Source organism: Hyphomicrobium sp., assembly GCF_041674905.1.
Classification (GTDB): Bacteria; Pseudomonadota; Alphaproteobacteria; order Rhizobiales; family Hyphomicrobiaceae; genus Hyphomicrobium_B.
In genome coordinates, this window is sequence record NZ_JBAYUV010000024.1 from 34,630 (window position 1) to 51,151 (window position 16,522).

Below are 16,522 nucleotides of genomic sequence, written 5' to 3' on the forward strand. Positions count from 1 at the left end.
TTTTGCCGAACGAGCTTATGTGCGTTCAACGCCAGCGTATTCGTACACCGTTTCGCCAGCAACAACAGTTCTGAGCACGCGGCCTTGCATCTTGGCTTCGTCGAACGGCGTGTTCTTGGAACGCGAGCGGAGCAGGTCCTTGTTGACCACCCACGGTTCGCCGGGATCGAACAGCACAAGATCGGCAATCGCGCCCTTCGCGAGGCGGCCGCTGTGAAGCCCGAGCAGTCGCGCCGGATTGATGGTCAGCGCCTTGAGCATCGCGGCCAGCGTCACGTCGCCGGAATGCACGAGACGCAGTGCCGCCGAGAGCAGCGTCTCGAGACCGACGGCGCCGTCCGCCGCTTCCGCAAAGGGCCGCCGCTTGGTGTCGGCGTCCTGGGGATCGTGGCTCGAAACGATGACGTCGATGTCGCCGTTGGCCAAGCCCTGAACCATCGCCGCGCGGTCCTCTTCGCGGCGTAGCGGCGGGCGGACCTTGAAGAAGGTACGATAGGGGCCGATGTCGTTCTCGTTCAGCGTCAGGTGATTGATCGAAACGCCGCAGGTGACGGGCAGCTTTTTCGCCTTCGCGGCCTTCACGACGTCGAGGCTTTCCTGACAGCTGATGGTCGCGGCGTGATAGCGCCCGCCGGTCATTTCGACGAGACGGACATCACGCTCGAGGATGATCGTCTCGGCAATCTTCGAGGTTCCCGGAAGTCCGAGACGGGCGGCGACTTCGCCTGAGTTCATCGCGCCGCTGCCCGAGAGGTAGGGGTCTTCCGTGTGATGCACGACGAGGGCGTTGAAGTCCTTCGCGTAGCTCAGCACGTTGCGCATCACGCGCGTATTGACGATGCTCGATTTGCCGTTCGAGAACGCGATGGCCCCGGCCCGCTTCAAGAGGCCGATTTCGGTCATTTCCTCGCCCTTGAGGCTCTTCGTCATCGCCGCCATCGTCTGGACGTGGACGAGGGCGTTGTCGCGGGCGCGGCGCTGAATGAAGTCGACGAGAGAGACCTGATCGATAACCGGATTGGTCTCGGGCATGACGACGATGGTCGTGACGCCACCGGCGGCGGCGGCGTGGCTGGCGGTCTTCAGCGTCTCGCGGTGCTCGTAGCCCGGTTCGCCGGTGAACACCTGGGCGTCGATCAGGCCGGGCGCGAGGACATGGCCCTTGCAATCGATGACCGTCGCGCCGTCAGGCGCGTTGCGGCGCAAATGGCCGCCGAGGTCCGCGATGACGCCGTCCTTGACGAGCAACCCGCCCGGCTCGTCGCGATTGCTCGCCGGATCGAGCAGGCGTGCGTTGATGAAAACAGTCGCCGGACCGGCGCTTTTGGGCTTCTCGATGACTTTGCTTGCTGCCTTGCTCATCAGGCGACGTCCTTGAAGCTTGGCAGATGCGCCGAGAGCGCTTCGAGCACGGCCATACGCACGGCAACCCCCATTTCGACCTGTTCGCGAATGACGCTGCGGGAATGATCGGCAACGGTGGATGCGATCTCGACGCCGCGGTTCATCGGCCCCGGATGCATTACGAGCGCGTCGGGCTTGGCGCGGGCGAGCTTCTCGTGATCGAGCCCAAAGAAATGAAAGAACTCGCGGCTCGAAGGTACATACGAGGCGTCCATGCGCTCGCGCTGCAGGCGCAGCATCATCACCACGTCGACGCCGTCGATGCCTTTCCACATGTCGGTGAAGACCTCGGCTCCGAGCCGTTCGGGAGACGACGGCAAAAGCGTCGAGGGTGCAACAAGGCGAACCTGCGCGCCGAGCGCGTTCAGAACGTTGATATTCGAGCGGGCGACGCGTGAATGCAGGATGTCGCCGCAGATTGCGACAGTCAGCCCGGCGACGCGACCCTTGGCGCGGCGGATCGTCAGCGCATCGAGCAGGGCCTGCGTCGGATGCTGGTGCGCGCCGTCGCCTGCGTTGATGACCGAGCAGTCAACCTTTTGCGACAACAGCTCGACGGCGCCTGCGGCGTGATGGCGGACAACGATGATGTCCGGGCGCATGGCATTGAGCGTCACGGCGGTGTCGACCAGAGTCTCGCCTTTGGTCACCGACGAGGTGGCGACGTTCATGTTCATGACGTCGGCGCCGAGGCGCTTGCCGGCCATTTCGAAGGAAGCCTGCGTCCGGGTCGATGATTCAAAAAAGAGATTGATCAGCGTTCGCCCGTCGAGGACGTCACGTTTCTTGCCGTTCTGGCGGATGTGGTCGGCAGCCTTGTCGGCAAGATCGAGCACAAAATTGATCTCATTCGCTGACAGGCCCTCGCAGGTCAGCAAATGGCGGCGCGGAAAAACCTTCAGCGCATTCGAGTTGGGTTTTGATGTCATTAAAGCGGTTTCTATAGGCGGAGTCTGAGGCGCCCGCAAGCGCGGCGCGTGGACGTAGTGGAAATCCCTTAACGGCAGGTGGACGTTTCCGAGACGAAACGCCCGCGAACCCTTTCAGCCCTGCCGTCTCAGGCGGTCAAGGGCGCTTTGCAGAATAATCGTGGCCGCGAGCTTATCGATGACCTCGCCACGGCGTTTGCGGCTCTGGTCGGCATCAATCAGCATGCGCTCGGCCTCGGCCGTCGTAAGGCGCTCGTCCCAAAGCAGGATCGGAAGCGGGCTGAGTTTGTTGAGATTGCGTGCCAAGGCCCGCGTCGCTTGCACGCGCGGTCCTTCTGTTCCGTCGAGATTGAGGGGCAGGCCGAGCACGAGCCCGGTGACGGCGTGCTCGGTGGTGAGCGCCAGAAGCCGCGCAGCGTCAGCGGTGAACTTCGTCCGCCTGATGGTTTCGAGCGCGGAGGCGATCGTGCGCGTCACGTCAGACAGCGAGAGGCCGAGCGTCTTCGCACCGCCGTCGATGCCGATCAGGCGGCCGGACGCGGCCGTGGCGGCAATAAATTCCTGTGGGTCTTCCGTGGTGCGCCCGGGCGGCGACGGGGAAGCGGATTGACTCATGACGGTCGCCATTTGCTCTGAATTCATGCTCGCCTAGGCAGTAGCAGCGCCGCGCGCCCAAGGACACCGCAAAAGCAAAGACAAACAAGACCCTTGGAGCCAGCCGTGGCGTCTCCGCGCAAGACCCTGCCGGGCCGGTTGCCTCGGAGGCATCGGGACGGGTAAGAGAACAGCGAAGACCCGTCTCCGAGCTTTTCGAAGGAATCCCAAATGCAGGTCGACGAAGCGACCGTTCGCCGGATCGCGCGCCTCGCCAGGATCAGGATCAGCGATGCCGAGGCCAAGGGCCTGGAAAAAGAACTTTCCGGCATTCTTGATTGGGCGAAGCAACTCGACGAGGTCGATACCTCGGCGGTCGAGCCGATGACGCGTGTCGTCGCCCAGAAGCTGGCGATGCGGAACGACGTCGTCAACGACGGCGAGATTGCCGATGCGGTGACCGCCAACGCGCCGCTTACGGAAGATCATTACTTCGTCGTTCCGAAGGTCGTGGAGTAGGCGAGATGCTTCGCATCATATTTCTAACGGCGTGTCTGTGTTTCGTTTCGACCGCAGGCGTGAATGCCGAGGAAAAGATCGATGGCGCATTCGTTGGAGCGGGGACCTATTCCCCGACGACTGGATGCAAGAAGCTCAAGGACATCGAGAGCGGCAAGGCGACGCCCAACATCTCGACCTATCCGCTGACGCTGACGCGCGAAGGAACGAGAAGCTGGGAAGGCGGCTGCACGTTCGAAGCGATTCGCGAGACGACGGCGAACACGTTCGAAGCGAAGATGCAATGCTCCGAAGGCGCAGAGGAATACGAGGAGACGGTGACGTTCACCCGTCTCGATGCCGAGCGCATCAAGGTTGCGAGCGACGGCGACGCGCTCGTCTATGAGCGCTGCAAAGGACTGAAAGGGACTGTTGAGTGACGGATCTCACTAAGCTGACGATGGCCGAGGCTCGCGACGGCCTGAAGAAGAAGTCCTTTTCGGCGCTGGAATTGACGGACGCATTTCTCGCAGCGATCGACGCGGCGAACCCGGCCCTCAATGCTTATGTTCTGGAAACGCCGGAGCATGCGCGCGCGCAGGCCAAGGAAAGCGACAAGCGAATTGCAGCCGGTCAAGCCCGCCCGCTCGAAGGGCTTCCGATCGGCAACAAGGATCTCTTTTGCACGAACGGCATTCGCACGACGGCGTGCTCGAAGATCCTCGACGATTTCAAGCCACCGTATGAAGCGACCGTCGGGCAGAATCTTTGGGATGCGGGCGCGGTCATGCTCGGCAAGCTCAATAACGACGAGTTCGCGATGGGCTCGTCGAACGAGACGAGCGCCTTCGGCAACGTCGTAAGCCCGTGGCGCCGCAAGGGCGCGGACGGCAAACTTTCCGACGATAAGCTCGTGCCGGGCGGTTCGTCCGGTGGTTCGTCGGCCGCTGTTGCCGCCGATCTCTGTCTCGCCGCGACCGCGACCGACACGGGCGGCTCGATCCGCCAGCCCGCCGCGCTGACGGGCACCGTCGGCATGAAGCCAACTTATGGGCGCTGCTCGCGCTGGGGAATCGTCGCGTTCGCGTCGTCGCTCGATCAAGCCGGTCCGATCGCCAAGACAGTTCGCGATAGTGCGATCATGCTCCGATCGATGGCGAGCTATGACGCGAAGGACACGACATCGGTCGATGCGCCGGTTCCCGACTACGAAGCCGCGATCGGCAAGGGCGTCAAAGGTCTGCGCATCGGTATCCCGAAGGAATATCGTGTCGACGGCATGTCGGCCGAAATCCAGAAGCTGTGGGACGAAGGCATCGCGTGGCTGAAGGCAGCGGGCGCGACAATCCATGAGATTTCGCTGCCGCATACGAAATATGCGCTGCCCGCCTATTACATCGTTGCGCCAGCCGAATGTTCGTCGAACCTCGCGCGCTACGATGGCATGCGCTACGGCCTGCGTGTCAACGGCGATAATCTGACCGATACTTATGAGAAAACGCGCGCGGCCGGATTCGGCAAGGAAGTCCGCCGCCGCATCCTGATCGGCACGTACGTGCTATCGGCGGGGTATTATGACGCGTACTATCTCAAGGCCCAGAAGGTGCGCACGCTGATCAAGCGCGACTTCGACCAGGCCTGGGACAAGGTCGATGTCGTGCTGACGCCGACGACGCCGTCGCCCGCATTCGCGTTCGGCGAAAAGTCCGGCGATCCGCTGGCGATGTATCTCGAGGACATTTTCACCGTGACGGTGAATATGGCGGGGCTGCCGGGCATGTCGGTTCCGGCCGGGTTTTCTTCGCAAGGGACGCCGCTCGGACTGCAGCTGATCGGCAAGCCGTTTGACGAAGAGACGCTGTTCCGGACAGCGCAGGTGATTGAAGATGCGGCAGGCCGGTTTTCCGTGCCCGCCAAGTGGTGGATGAAGGGTTAGACGATGGATCCGAAACGGCCATGGGAATGCGCCGACATGTCCCAAGTGCGCAGCGAGATCGACCGCATCGATGCGGCGCTCGTCGATCTCATTGCCGAGCGGTACGGATATGTCGATCGCGCCTGGCAGCTGAAAATGTCGACCCAGGAAGGCGCTGTCGTTCAGTGGCGCATCCAGCAGGTGATCGATCGCGTGAAGGCGCGGGCCGTCGATAAGAACATGCCGCCGGAAATGGTCGACATGGTCGGCGCGCAATGGCGCAACATGATCGGCTGGTTCGTGCAGTTCGAAGAAGAGAAGCTTCGTCAGGCGCAGGACGCCGCCAAAGCAAGAAGTGGAGATAACGGCAGTGCCTGACTTCGAACAGACCGTGCCTCTGATCGAGGTTCTGCTTTATGGAGTTCTCAATCCGGCGACGATCATCGTCGCGTTCATGCTGGGTCAGCGGGCGGACGAAAAGAGCAAGCTGCTGATCGCGGCTTTCGCTGGCGCGATGGCTGGCGTCGCGGTGCTCTACGTCGCAACGCTGTTTCGCATCTGGGATGCACCGACGCTTGGCCGCTCCGTCGCAGGCGTGTTCATAGTCTCGCTTGTCGCTGGATTCATCTACGCGGGCGCGGGCTATCTCATGAAGGGCAACCGGAACTAGGAATTGTCTCGCGCTTCGCCCTCGGCGAGGGCAGCGCCGGGCTGGAGATGACGAATGAGCTCTCAGAAAGTCGCAGTGAAATCCAAGCCGAACAACCTGATCGCAGGCGCGACCGGCGATTGGGAAGTCATCATCGGCCTGGAAGTCCATGCTCAGGTCGCGTCCAACGCAAAACTGTTTTCCGGGGCCGCGACGGCGTTCGGGGCAGAACCCAACAGTCATGTGTCGCTCGTCGACGCGGCGATGCCGGGAATGCTGCCGGTCATCAACAAGGAATGCGTGGCGCAGGCGATCCGCACGGGCCTCGGTCTCAAGGCCGAGATCCATCTGAAAAGCGTGTTCGATCGCAAAAACTATTTCTATCCCGACCTGCCGCAGGGCTATCAGATCTCGCAGTACAAGCAACCCGTGGTCGGCGAAGGCGAAGTCGAGATCGATGCCGACGGCGAGACGCTGAGGGTCGGCATCGAGCGCCTGCATCTCGAGCAGGACGCGGGCAAGTCGCTGCACGACCAGCATCCGGATTATTCCTACGTCGATCTCAACCGGTCGGGCGTGGCACTGATGGAAATTGTCTCGAAGCCGGATTTGCGATCGTCGAAGCAGGCGCAGGCGTATGTCACCAAGCTGCGCACCATTCTGCGATATCTCGGGACGTGCGACGGCGACATGGAGAAGGGCAACCTGCGCGCCGACGTCAACGTGTCGGTCCGCAAGCCCGGCGATAAGCTCGGCACGCGTTGCGAGATCAAGAACGTCAACTCCATCCGCTTCATCGGTCAGGCGATCGAAGTTGAAGCGCGCCGCCAGATCGACATCATCGAGGACGGCGGAAAAATCGACCAGGAGACGCGACTGTTCGACTCGGTGAAGGGCGAGACGCGTTCGATGCGCTCGAAGGAAGAGGCGCACGATTATCGGTATTTTCCCGATCCCGATCTGCTTCCGCTGGAGCTGACGCAGGACTACGTGGACGGCCTCAAAGTGAAGCTGCCCGAGCTTCCGGATGAAAAGCGCGCGCGCTTCATCAAGACCTTCGGCCTTTCTGCTTATGATGCAGACGTGCTCGTCGCCGAACGGTCGTCGGCCGATTATTTCGAGAGCGTCGCGAACGGCCGCGACGGCAAGCTCGCGGCGAACTGGGTCATCAACGAGCTGTTCGGCCGCTTGAACAAGGAAGGCAAGGACATCGAGACTTGCCCGGTGTCGGCGCAGCAGCTCGGCGCGGTCGTCGATCTCATTTCGTCGAATGCAATCTCGGGAAAAATCGCGAAGGATCTTTTTGAGATCGTCTGGACCGAAGGCGGAGAACCTGCCGAGATCGTCGAAAAACGCGGCATGAAGCAGGTGACCGACACGGGCGCCATCGAAAAAGCGGTCGACGTCATCATCGCTTCCAATCCCGACAAGGTCGAGCAGGCGAAGGCCAAGCCGTCGATGCTCGGATGGTTTGTCGGTCAGGTCATGAAGGCAACGGGCGGAAAAGCCAATCCTGCCGCGGTCAATGACATCCTGAAGGCGAAGCTCGGGATTTGATGCTTCGCATCCCGCGATGACGTCAGGCGGGCAATCCTGCCGCCTGGCGCTGCCGGCGTTCGCGGAGCCCGACCCGGACGACGTGCAGAATTCCGATGCATGCGAGAGCGATGAATCCGCCTGGGATGATTGCAGCTACGGCATAAAGCGCTTTTGTCATTGTCATTGGCCTCTCCTTTGGAGTCGGCATTTGTGATGCGACAAAACATAGCAGCAAGTGTTTGCGATCCCGCTCACGCGGATGCGCGAAATGCGAAATGAAAATTTGCAGGTTGCTAATCTCGGTAAATGAAACGCTAACGCATAAACCCGCCGCGCGGCGCGTCAGAGCGCTTTGACGATCAGAGGCATGCCGCCCTTGGGCCGAAGCGTGACGCGGCTCACGGGCTCCGGCGCGTGACGTCCGTCCCACTTAAAACGCGCGCTGTGCAATAGCGTGGCAAGAATCGCCGTCGCCTCGATCAGCGCGAACGATGACCCGATGCAGATGCGCGGACCGAAGCCGAATGGCATGAACTGCGTGCGCGGATATTTGGCTTCGTTCTCAGGCAGAAACCGGTCCGGATCGAAGCGGTCGGGATCGTTCCATAGACGCTGGTGGCGATGCAGGACGAAAATCGGAATGACGATCAGCGATCCCTTCGGCACGTGGATGCCTGCGAGGTCGAGATCCTGGTTCGCGAGACGCGTCATGACCGGCGCCGGAGGATAGAGACGCATCGACTCTTTCAGCACGCGCAACGTCAGCGGCAAGCGCTCGATGGTGCCCGGGCCGACGCGTTGCGAGGAGCGGATGGCGCGTTGCACCTCGTCGCGCAGGCGATCCTGCCATTGCGGCGCGCGCGCGAGCAGATAAAGAGTCCAGGTCAAAGCCTTGGCGGTCGTTTCGTGGCCTGCAAACAGAAACGTCGCCAGATTGTCGACGATCGCGGTGTCCGACATCTGATCACCGTTCGCCGGATCGCGTGCGCTGATCAAGCGAGCGACCAGATCGCCGCTCAGTCCGCGCACCTGGCGACGCTGTGCGAGCAGGCGCTCGACGATCGTTCGAACCTCCTTCGCGGCGGAGCGCATATTGGCTTTGCCGGGATGCCACATCGCAGGAGGCAAATGCAGCATCGCGGCTGCGATCTCCCATGAAATGCGGTCGAGATAGGTGCGTGCGGAGCGCTTGACCGCGCTCGCCTCGGTCTCGTCGATCCCGGCCAGCACTGTGCGTGCGATGACCGAGAAGGTCGTTTCCGTCATCGCCTCCTCGATATCGGTAGTAAATTCCTTGCCGCGCGGTTGCCATGTCTCCAGCAACTGCTCGGTTGCTTCGACCATTGCCGGCACGTAGCTCAGAATTTCGGAGTAGCGAAATATCGGGCTGGCGATTTTTCGCTGCCAACGCCAGCTCTCGCCTTCGGCCGTCAGGAGTCCATTGCCCAGCATGGGAACAAGTACGCGGCGATCGAGCGGCGTCTTCGGAAACTGTTCGAAGTCTTTGAGAAGAATTCGCTCGACGAGTGCAGGATCGGTGACCCAGGTGACGAGCGGTCGCTTACCGCCGTAGGCGACGACTGGCTCGGTATAGACGGAGCGCGGTAAGGCCTGCAGTGGATTTCGAATGAAGCGCGCGATGAACCGAGGCAATGACAGCGCTTGGCTAGGCGGCTGCACCGTCGGAGGATAGAACGTCTCGGTAGGCGGAATTGAGTTCACGTAGCCAGCGCCAACAAGCCATCGCGACATGGCCATTCCAACCGGTCAGGCTCAGCCAAGGCGAGGCGAAGCCTGATCCGGGTCGTCTCGAACTTGGCAGTTAAGCTGAAGCCTTCGCGGAGCGCGCTTTGCCGGCAAGCTTCTTCAGACGCTTTCTGACGCCTGCGGTATTGCCTTGAATGCGCGACTGTGCCGGACGCGGGATGGTGCGGCTGGCCTTCTTCTTCTGCTTCTGGGTGTTCTTAAGCGATGTCTTTGACATGGAAAGGCCTCGGCCATAGCGGGTTGCGAAAGCGCCGGTGCGGCGCCAAATCGAACCGCTCCTCTAAGGGATCGGCCTTGCCGACGCAAGCTTCCGCTGCTGCCAGCCTCCTCACTTGAGCAAATAGCTCAGCCCGAAGTAGGTCGGCGCGATAACGCCTGCCGCCCAAATGAACGCCGACGTCATGTTGGCGAGTTGAAACTGCCACTGCGGCACTGCGTACATGCCGGCAATGACCGGAATGACCGCGCGGACGGGTCCGAAGAAATGGCCAAAGAAGACGCCGATCGCCCCCCATTTCTGAAAAAAGACTTGCCCGCGATCGACCAGTTCCGGATTACGGCTGAAGGGCCAGAGTTCGCGGATGCCGTCCTTGTAGTAGCGGCCGATCCAATACGACACGGCGTAGCCGAGCGAGCCGCCGACGCCTGCCCAAATGATCGCGGGCCAGAGGATGCTCATCTCGACGCCGCTCTTGGCGAGAAGCGCCGATATGCCGATCAGGATCGCGGTTCCCGGCCACAGGATCGAAAGAAAGCAAAAGCTTTCGAGAAAGGCCACGAGGAAGGCGACAGGTCCCGTCCAGCTTTCGTGGGTCCGAACGAACGCAACGATGGCATCGACGAAATCCTGAACGTTCATGAACGTGCTTTCGCGTTGAGGCGGATGAGATCCGAATGTTCGCACTCAATGTGGATGTATCGTGCGCCGTCCCGGCCACATAGGAAAACCGAAATGTTTCTTCAAGGATCGGAGGTTCTAGCGGCAGCGGCGCGCCATTTCGTTGGCAAGCTCGCGTGAGACTTCGCGTGCGAGCATTGCGCCGCGCGCCACCTGCGCTGTCGTGAGCCCGACATAGGAGCCGCCGCTGAGCGACGCCGGACCACGGTCGGCTTCGTCCTTGGCGTGGGCAAGCTGTTCACACGACAGGTCCTTTCGCGTCTTGCTGTAGGCCATGAGGCGGACGCCGGAGGCATATTCGTGAGGCCCTGCAGGCTGCTTAATCCAGGCGCGAGATTTGTCGGCCATGTAGGAATCGAACACCATCTTGCGCTGGCTGATGCAGACGTTGCTGTCGTCGACACACTTGAGACCGCGCTGCTGTGCAAATGCGGGGTCCGGGGCGCCGGCGCAGCCCGCGATTTCGAAGCACGTCGCAAGCGCCGCGATCAGTCGCAGTCCCCTGAAGTCGGACGAAGATCCCAAAATGGTCAAAGCGAATCCCGGTTTATAATTTTAAATGGCCCTAGAAAGTCAGCATGGCAGACTCGTGGCGGATGCACCATGAAGCGGCGAATTGCCTGTTGGCGCGGGATCGGATTCGCCGTCAGGCTGTCTGTGACCCAAAATCCTGGAAAAAAGGAGCCGTGATTATGGCGTATGCGGTGCGAGTTCACGCCTATGGCGGCCCAGAGGTTCTGACCTACGAGGAGATTGACGTCGGCCAGCCGGGTCCGGGCGAGGTTTTGCTCAAGCAACACGCGATCGGCGTTAATTTCATCGATATCTATCAACGAGATGGTCTCTACAAGTTGCCGAGTCTGCCGGCGGTCCTCGGTTCGGAGGGCGCGGGCGAGGTGTTGGCCGTCGGACCGGATGTCGAAGGCTTCAAGGTCGGGGACAGGGCGGCTTACGGAAGCGTGCCGGGAGCCTACGTCGATATCCGGCGCGTTCCGGCGAGCAAGCTGATCAAGCTTCCCGACGGCATCTCATACGACACGGCCGCGGCGATGATGCTGCAGGGCATGACGGCGCGGTATCTGCTGCGCGAAACGTACAAGGTCGGCTCCGACACGGTCCTGCTGTTTCATGCGGCTGCGGGCGGCGTCGGGCTGATCGCCTGCCAATGGGCGCGTGCGCTTGGCGCGACGATCATCGGGACGGTCAGCACGGATGAAAAAGCCGAGTTGGCGAAATCCTATGGCTGCACCCACACGATCAATATCAAGCGCGAGGATTTCGTTGCGCGCGTCAGCGAACTGACGAACGGCGCAGGCTGCGATGTCGTTTATGATTCCGTCGGCAAGGATACGTTTCCGAAATCACTCGATTGCCTGAAGCCCACGGGGTTGTGGGTGTCGTTCGGCAACTCCTCGGGGCCTGTCCCGCCGTTCGAGCTGACGGCATTGAAAGGCTCGCTGTTCGCCACGCGTCCGTCGCTTTTCGCCTATACCGCGACACGCGAGCAACTCGAGCAGAACGCCTCCGACCTGTTTGCGATGGTGCTGGCAGGGAAAATCAAGATCGCGGTCAATCATCGTTACGCTCTAAAAGCAGCGAACGAAGCTCATCATGATCTTGCCGGACGCCGCACGACCGGCTCCATTATTCTCGTTCCATAAGGACAGACATGCAGGACGACGGACTGGACGAGACGATCACGCTTTATTTCTGGTCGACGCCGAACGGATACAAAATTGCGATCATGCTCGAGGAGCTTGGCGTGCCGTATCGCGTCGAGTTCATCGACATCACCAAGGGCGAACAGCACGCGCCGGCGTTCCTTGCCGTTTCGCCGAATAACCGTATCCCGGCTATCGTCGATCCCGACGGGCCGGATGGGCAGCCCCTGTCGCTTTTTGAATCCGGCGCCATTCTGCAATATCTCGGCCGCAAGTTCGGTGCGTTTTATCCGTCCAGCGAACGTACCAAGGCTGAGATCGATCAATGGCTCTTCTGGCAGGTCGGCGGTCTCGGCCCCATGGCCGGGCAATACAAGCACTTCAAGTATGTGGCGACGGAAAAGATACCTTATGCCGTCGATCGCTATGCGACGGAGGTCGAGCGGCTTTTCGGCGTTCTCGAAAAGCGCTTGCAGGGTCGCCAGTACATCGCGGGCGCGTATTCGATCGCAGATATCGCGAGCTTCACATGGGCGCGAGTCTGGGCGGATATCGGCCAGGATATTCGCAAGTTTCCGAACATCGAAGCCTGGCTGTCGCGTGTCGGCGAACGTCCCGCCGTCGTGAGAGGTCTGGCGCTCAAAAAGCCCGAGGCCGGATGACGAGCCGCGTGCGTGAGACTTGGTGACGTTCGTCGCTGTCAGTTGCCGCTCAGACGCTCAGGATCGACGGTGCGACCTGTGATGCGCTGAAACGCCATCGCGCCAAGCACCTTGTTCGACTGCACGTAGCGCGTCGCATCCGACGGCTGTTCGGTTGAGATGGTCTGGGCGCTGGCGTCCCCGGCTGTGAGGTCCATGAGCCCGATGTAGGACGGCCGGGCCCCGCTATCCTGGGCGCAGCCCGCAAGCGCCATGAAGCTCGCAAGCGCGAGCGTACGGCAAACGAATGTCTGCTTCATCATCCCTCGTCCGGAACATTCCGTCCCGGACCCTCCGAACCCCCTCGGCGAAGACGTTCTCCGTCAACGAGATCATGGTTACCGAACCGAGGCTGAACCATCGCTGAATGTCGCGCTGCCCCGCGCAACCGAATGCGTGCCCATAGGCGGATTCAAAACATGGTTAGTTAAAGATGACAATCGCCGTTAAGGGGTCGTAACGGTATGCCGCATATTGGACAAAATGTGCCGTTTTTCGTCGAAGGTTGTGAGTGCTGAAACGAAAATTCCCTAAGTATTACAGAGATTTTGCGACGCTTTTTACGAGATTTCATCCATCCGCTGCAATTCTGATGGCGCGCCGCGAGGACGAGAATGCCGATTGACGGCTGGATGTCTTCGCAACCCTTCACCAGCGTTGTGGCGCTCATTGGAGAACTTAAAAAATGTCGCGTATGGACATGTTATCGCGTGAGATCGGGGGATACGCAGCTCAAGGCGGCCACCACGACGCGCTTTTTGAATTGGGCCTCAGTTTCTGCACGGGACGCGACGGGACGCTCGATCTCGTTGAAGCCCACAAGTGGTTCAATATCGCCGCGTCGCGCGGCAATGACGAAGCCAAGCGGTATCGTCTCGAACTCGCGAGAGACATGAGCAAGGCGGAAATCATGCGGGCGCAGAAGCGTGCGCGCGAGTGGCTTTCGACCGTCCACTGAGCGGGTTGCACGCTTAAGCGATCGATAGCCGCCGCTCTTGGTCTTCAGCAGTTCGAGAAGAACGACGAGAGACATTTCCAGGATGTCTTGGCGGCGGAGCCGACTGCGGAGCCCGCCTTCTCGAGTGCGGTTCCGGCCGATTTTGCGGCGTCGCCCGCAGTCTTTTGCGTCTCGGCGAGGCTCGCGGAAACGGGGCTCTTCTCAACCATTTCCTTCATCGTCTTCGGTGGCGCGTCGTTCGCCGTCTGCGGCGGCGGTTGTTCGCCGGAAGGTTCCTGGCCGGTCTGTAGCGGCGCGCCATTTGTAGACGCACCATTCGGAGGCAGCACCGGCGCGCCGGCGTTGGCGTTCTGCTCCGGCCCTCCGCCGAAAGGTCCGTCAATACTCGCAGGAATTGTGAACTCTTTGCGTTCTCCCTGGCACGGAGAAACGCTGGCGCGGTCAATGGCGCAACTTGCGTGTGGGCCGACTTTGGCCAGCGCCGTGATGCAATAAAGCTTCGTGACCGTATCGGCCGGAGCTGAGCCGTTGACGACGCAATCGTAGCTCGCATCCGGGCCGGTGCACTTGACGCAGATGTCTGCTGCGCCGGACGTCCCGGATACCAGCACAAGCGCAGCGACGCAGAGTTGTGATTTTATCGCGATCGACACGGCGGCTTACATCCCGCTGAGAGAGATACCCATTTCAGCACACTAGGACGACTTTGCGGCAACGAACAGGACAACATCCGTCGAGACGGGGAAAGGTCATGGAAACGAGGGGCGGGTTGCTTGCATTGCGGCGGGCGCGCCTCTATAGGGTTGCGACCCACTGATTGGGGAGACGTGGCCGAGTGGCTGAAGGCAACGGTTTGCTAAATCGTCATACGCTTTATAGGCGTATCGAGGGTTCGAATCCCTCCGTCTCCGCCATTAACCATATAACAACTTGAAATCATTGAACAATTTTTAATCCGTATACGGACTCGGCATAACTCCGGCCTGTGCATAACTTGGCGTTTTAGCGCGATCCGTTAAGTGATTGTAGGACCACAGAAGCGCACCGGCGACAGGACAAATTTCGTCGAATTTTTTAGCGCTGAAGTTATGCCAGCGCAATTAATCAGTTGACGGATTAATCCGTCGCGGCTAGGGCGGAATTGTTGATTCATCTGAAGGGAATTGCCAGTGAACACGACCGGGCCAAATGAGCCATACGACCTAGAGTCGGACCCTGTGCGGGCGCGCGTGCTGGCGCAGCGCGCGATTGATGACGCTCAGCGGATCATTGACGATGAGCGTCGCCGGGAGGCGGAGCGCGCACGAGTTGTCCGCATCACAGCCCTGCGTGATCCAGTGGAAATCATCCGCCGGCTGGTTGACGGATACGACTATGACCGCTGGGGCGAAGACAGCCCGATCATTCTCGCAGCGTCCGCATGGCTGAAGGAGATGGGGAAGTGATGGGCGATGAAGCGCAGGGCCGCATAGAGGCCAGCGACGAGGGGCGCCGCCGCGCGCTGCGGTCGAGAAGCGAACCAATCGCCCGCGTCCTGCGCGTCATCGAATATGTCGGCCCGCGATCCGCCGTTGAGATACAGGTTGCAAAGTCACTACATGGCGACCTGCATCTCAACGGCGTGACCATCAAGGCGGCGACAGTCGGGACGTTCCCTGAAATTCTGTCGGGGGAAAACGTGCCTAGCGCCGATGCCTCGGCTATCATCCGAGATTTGCTAAGCACCTGCCATCCCGACTGTGACGTCTATGCCGTTACGCGCGCCAGGGCGTGGCTTGCGGAGTGCGGCAAGTGAACGGGCCAAAATGGGCAGCGTGGCCCAAGCGTAACCGCGATGGCTCACCCGACCGGCTGGCCCGCTGGATTGTGGTCGATGAAAATTCGCCGGGACGGGGGAAGGAAGTCATTGCGGAGAACATTCGCACCGAAGCAAATGCCCGCGCCCTGGCGAGTGGCCGGGAGGCCCGCGCCATCATTCGCGATCTATGCGAAGCCGCAGACGCCCTTGGCTGCTACGAAGGCAGCAGTGCGCTTTACGATGCCGTCGAGCGCGGCGAGACATGGCTAAAGGAGAACGGGATTTGGGGAGTTTAGCTATGGGTGCCTAGGGCAACCGCAAAGAGGCGCACGATACTGGGCCAGGCAACACAAAGAGCGAGCATTGCAGCCGCTAGCTGCACAAACACCATGGCCAGACTTGGAATGAACATGGACGCGTAACCCAATTTCGAGACTGATCCCATTTGCTTCACGTGTTCCGGATCAATCATTCTAGCGAACTGCGGCGCCGCAAAGAGAAATCTGATGGATACGAGCACGGAATAAATAAGAATTATCCCAAGCGCACCGCTTATAACAAATGGGTCTTTGATCGAAATATCCGCCCCAGCAATCGACACTTTATCGATAGTGAGGTGCGCGTAATTTACCGCCAGTATTAGCGCTGAGACGATTAAAGACAGGTTTGAATTGGACGTTTGCTGGTCCAGAAGCAGCTTATACATTTCTTCGGATACTTTCATCGCGTCGCCCCACCAATCCGCGTAACCTAGTAATAAAAACGGCCCGGCATTCACGCCGAGCCGCGGTAGGCTCAGTCCCAAAGGTTCCGATGCATTTCGAGCGCATTTCCGTAGGGTCGGAAAGCGGCCAAAGCATTTGCGAGAGTCGGTTCCGGTTCGAAAAAGCCAGCGAGAAGCCCGAGGTTCGTTAGGCTCATGCCAGTGAGCGAGATGGGCTGGTACGGGACGCCTGCAGCCTCCGGCTCTTTGCCCTTTTGCATTTGAGTCGAGTGTGGGTCGTAAGGCGCAATGATTACCCGATCGTCGCTCGTAAACAGGGGCGATAGATAGATGCTTAGGTCGCCGATGTATGAGACGTGATACGTCTGTAAAAGCCGGAGCAATAATCCCTCACAGAAGCGGCTGATTTGTTCGGCCGCGCCGGACTAAAAGTGCGGCAGATTGGAGCCCTGTGCCTGCGTCGGCGCGAGGGCGGGGATGAAGCAGG

Annotated in this window: 23 protein-coding genes and 1 tRNA gene; 13 read left to right on the plus strand and 11 right to left on the minus strand. The window is 60.5% G+C overall.

The features are described 5' to 3' along the window. Positions 1-15: 15 nt before the first annotated feature. From WC026_RS10970 to ruvX, 3 genes are all read right to left on the minus strand, one after another. Positions 16-1,362, minus strand: coding sequence for a dihydroorotase (locus tag WC026_RS10970; RefSeq protein ID WP_372710984.1), 1,347 nt, complete (start codon positions 1,360-1,362; stop codon positions 16-18). Next, positions 1,362-2,333: an aspartate carbamoyltransferase catalytic subunit gene (locus WC026_RS10975; RefSeq protein WP_372710985.1), complete on the minus strand. Its 972-nt coding sequence runs from the start codon at positions 2,331-2,333 to the stop codon at positions 1,362-1,364. The genes WC026_RS10970 and WC026_RS10975 overlap by 1 nt, the downstream gene beginning before the upstream one ends. Positions 2,334-2,447: 114 nt before the next feature. Then, complete coding sequence (gene ruvX / locus WC026_RS10980) at positions 2,448-2,948, minus strand: Holliday junction resolvase RuvX (RefSeq protein WP_372710986.1); 501 nt, start codon at positions 2,946-2,948, stop codon at positions 2,448-2,450. Positions 2,949-3,158: 210 nt separating this feature from the next. On the opposite strand from ruvX, the gene gatC reads away from it, so the two are divergent. The 6 genes from gatC to gatB are packed head-to-tail and all read left to right on the plus strand — an operon-like array spanning position 3,159 to position 7,546. Beyond that, a complete protein-coding gene (gene gatC / locus WC026_RS10985) occupies positions 3,159-3,446 on the plus strand; it encodes an Asp-tRNA(Asn)/Glu-tRNA(Gln) amidotransferase subunit GatC (RefSeq protein ID WP_372710987.1) in 288 nt (95 codons plus the stop codon). A gap of 5 nt (positions 3,447-3,451) precedes the next feature. After that, positions 3,452-3,865 (plus strand): hypothetical protein, encoded by a 414-nt coding sequence (locus WC026_RS10990; protein WP_372710989.1) that lies wholly within the window; start codon positions 3,452-3,454, stop codon positions 3,863-3,865. Then, positions 3,862-5,361 (plus strand): Asp-tRNA(Asn)/Glu-tRNA(Gln) amidotransferase subunit GatA, encoded by a 1,500-nt coding sequence (gatA, locus tag WC026_RS10995; protein ID WP_372710991.1) that lies wholly within the window; start codon positions 3,862-3,864, stop codon positions 5,359-5,361. The genes WC026_RS10990 and gatA overlap by 4 nt, the downstream gene beginning before the upstream one ends. 36 nt (positions 5,362-5,397) lie before the next feature. Next, complete coding sequence (locus tag WC026_RS11000) at positions 5,398-5,718, plus strand: chorismate mutase (RefSeq protein WP_372710992.1); 321 nt, start codon at positions 5,398-5,400, stop codon at positions 5,716-5,718. Further along, positions 5,711-6,010 carry a hypothetical protein gene (locus tag WC026_RS11005; RefSeq protein ID WP_372710993.1) on the plus strand — a complete coding sequence of 100 codons (300 nt, stop codon included), beginning with the start codon at positions 5,711-5,713 and terminating at the stop codon, positions 6,008-6,010. The genes WC026_RS11000 and WC026_RS11005 overlap by 8 nt, the downstream gene beginning before the upstream one ends. A gap of 54 nt (positions 6,011-6,064) precedes the next feature. Beyond that, complete coding sequence (gene gatB, locus WC026_RS11010; protein ID WP_372710994.1) at positions 6,065-7,546, plus strand: Asp-tRNA(Asn)/Glu-tRNA(Gln) amidotransferase subunit GatB; 1,482 nt, start codon at positions 6,065-6,067, stop codon at positions 7,544-7,546. A 22-nt stretch (positions 7,547-7,568) separates the two neighbouring features. Here the strand turns inward: gatB and WC026_RS11015 are convergent, their stop codons facing one another. From WC026_RS11015 to WC026_RS11035, 5 genes are all read right to left on the minus strand, one after another. Then, a complete protein-coding gene (locus WC026_RS11015) occupies positions 7,569-7,712 on the minus strand; it encodes a hypothetical protein (protein WP_372710995.1) in 144 nt (47 codons plus the stop codon). A 158-nt stretch (positions 7,713-7,870) separates the two neighbouring features. Then, positions 7,871-9,280 carry a cytochrome P450 gene (locus tag WC026_RS11020; protein ID WP_372710996.1) on the minus strand — a complete coding sequence of 470 codons (1,410 nt, stop codon included), beginning with the start codon at positions 9,278-9,280 and terminating at the stop codon, positions 7,871-7,873. 70 nt (positions 9,281-9,350) lie between these two features. Then, a complete protein-coding gene (locus tag WC026_RS11025; RefSeq protein WP_372710997.1) occupies positions 9,351-9,512 on the minus strand; it encodes a hypothetical protein in 162 nt (53 codons plus the stop codon). A gap of 111 nt (positions 9,513-9,623) precedes the next feature. Continuing rightward, complete coding sequence (locus WC026_RS11030; protein WP_372710999.1) at positions 9,624-10,154, minus strand: DedA family protein; 531 nt, start codon at positions 10,152-10,154, stop codon at positions 9,624-9,626. A 117-nt stretch (positions 10,155-10,271) separates the two neighbouring features. Next, complete coding sequence (locus tag WC026_RS11035; protein WP_372711000.1) at positions 10,272-10,727, minus strand: hypothetical protein; 456 nt, start codon at positions 10,725-10,727, stop codon at positions 10,272-10,274. 158 nt (positions 10,728-10,885) lie between these two features. Here WC026_RS11035 and WC026_RS11040 point away from each other — a divergent pair, with 158 nt between their 5' ends. Both WC026_RS11040 and WC026_RS11045 read left to right on the plus strand, forming a co-directional pair. Beyond that, positions 10,886-11,854, plus strand: coding sequence for a quinone oxidoreductase (locus WC026_RS11040; protein ID WP_372711002.1), 969 nt, complete (start codon positions 10,886-10,888; stop codon positions 11,852-11,854). Positions 11,855-11,862: 8 nt separating this feature from the next. Continuing rightward, the gene (locus tag WC026_RS11045) at positions 11,863-12,516 is read left to right on the plus strand and encodes a glutathione S-transferase N-terminal domain-containing protein (protein ID WP_372711003.1); all 654 of its coding nucleotides are present in this window, start codon (positions 11,863-11,865) and stop codon (positions 12,514-12,516) included. 38 nt (positions 12,517-12,554) lie between these two features. On the opposite strand, the gene WC026_RS11050 is transcribed toward WC026_RS11045, so the two are convergent. Further along, positions 12,555-12,818, minus strand: a complete 264-nt coding sequence (locus WC026_RS11050) for a hypothetical protein (RefSeq protein ID WP_372711004.1) — start codon at positions 12,816-12,818, stop codon at positions 12,555-12,557. Between the two features lie 422 nt (positions 12,819-13,240). On the opposite strand from WC026_RS11050, the gene WC026_RS11055 reads away from it, so the two are divergent. Continuing rightward, the gene (locus WC026_RS11055) at positions 13,241-13,513 is read left to right on the plus strand and encodes a sel1 repeat family protein (protein ID WP_372711005.1); all 273 of its coding nucleotides are present in this window, start codon (positions 13,241-13,243) and stop codon (positions 13,511-13,513) included. A 44-nt stretch (positions 13,514-13,557) separates the two neighbouring features. On the opposite strand, the gene WC026_RS11060 is transcribed toward WC026_RS11055, so the two are convergent. After that, the gene (locus tag WC026_RS11060; protein ID WP_372711006.1) at positions 13,558-14,166 is read right to left on the minus strand and encodes a hypothetical protein; all 609 of its coding nucleotides are present in this window, start codon (positions 14,164-14,166) and stop codon (positions 13,558-13,560) included. Between the two features lie 168 nt (positions 14,167-14,334). Between WC026_RS11060 and WC026_RS11065 the strand changes: the two genes are divergently transcribed. The 4 genes from WC026_RS11065 to WC026_RS11080 all read left to right on the plus strand — a co-directional run bounded on the left by WC026_RS11065 (position 14,335) and on the right by WC026_RS11080 (position 15,607). Continuing rightward, a tRNA-Ser gene (locus tag WC026_RS11065) sits at positions 14,335-14,427 on the plus strand. A gap of 255 nt (positions 14,428-14,682) precedes the next feature. Further along, positions 14,683-14,958, plus strand: coding sequence for a hypothetical protein (locus WC026_RS11070; RefSeq protein WP_372711007.1), 276 nt, complete (start codon positions 14,683-14,685; stop codon positions 14,956-14,958). Beyond that, positions 14,958-15,308 (plus strand): hypothetical protein, encoded by a 351-nt coding sequence (locus WC026_RS11075; RefSeq protein WP_372711008.1) that lies wholly within the window; start codon positions 14,958-14,960, stop codon positions 15,306-15,308. Before WC026_RS11070 ends, WC026_RS11075 begins: the two co-directional genes overlap by 1 nt. Continuing rightward, entirely contained in the window at positions 15,305-15,607 is a 303-nt protein-coding gene (locus WC026_RS11080) for a hypothetical protein (RefSeq protein ID WP_372711009.1), read from the plus strand. Before WC026_RS11075 ends, WC026_RS11080 begins: the two co-directional genes overlap by 4 nt. On the opposite strand, the gene WC026_RS11085 is transcribed toward WC026_RS11080, so the two are convergent. Continuing rightward, positions 15,604-16,035, minus strand: coding sequence for a hypothetical protein (locus tag WC026_RS11085; RefSeq protein ID WP_372711010.1), 432 nt, complete (start codon positions 16,033-16,035; stop codon positions 15,604-15,606). The genes WC026_RS11080 and WC026_RS11085 overlap by 4 nt on opposite strands. Between the last annotated feature and the right edge of the window lie 487 nt (positions 16,036-16,522).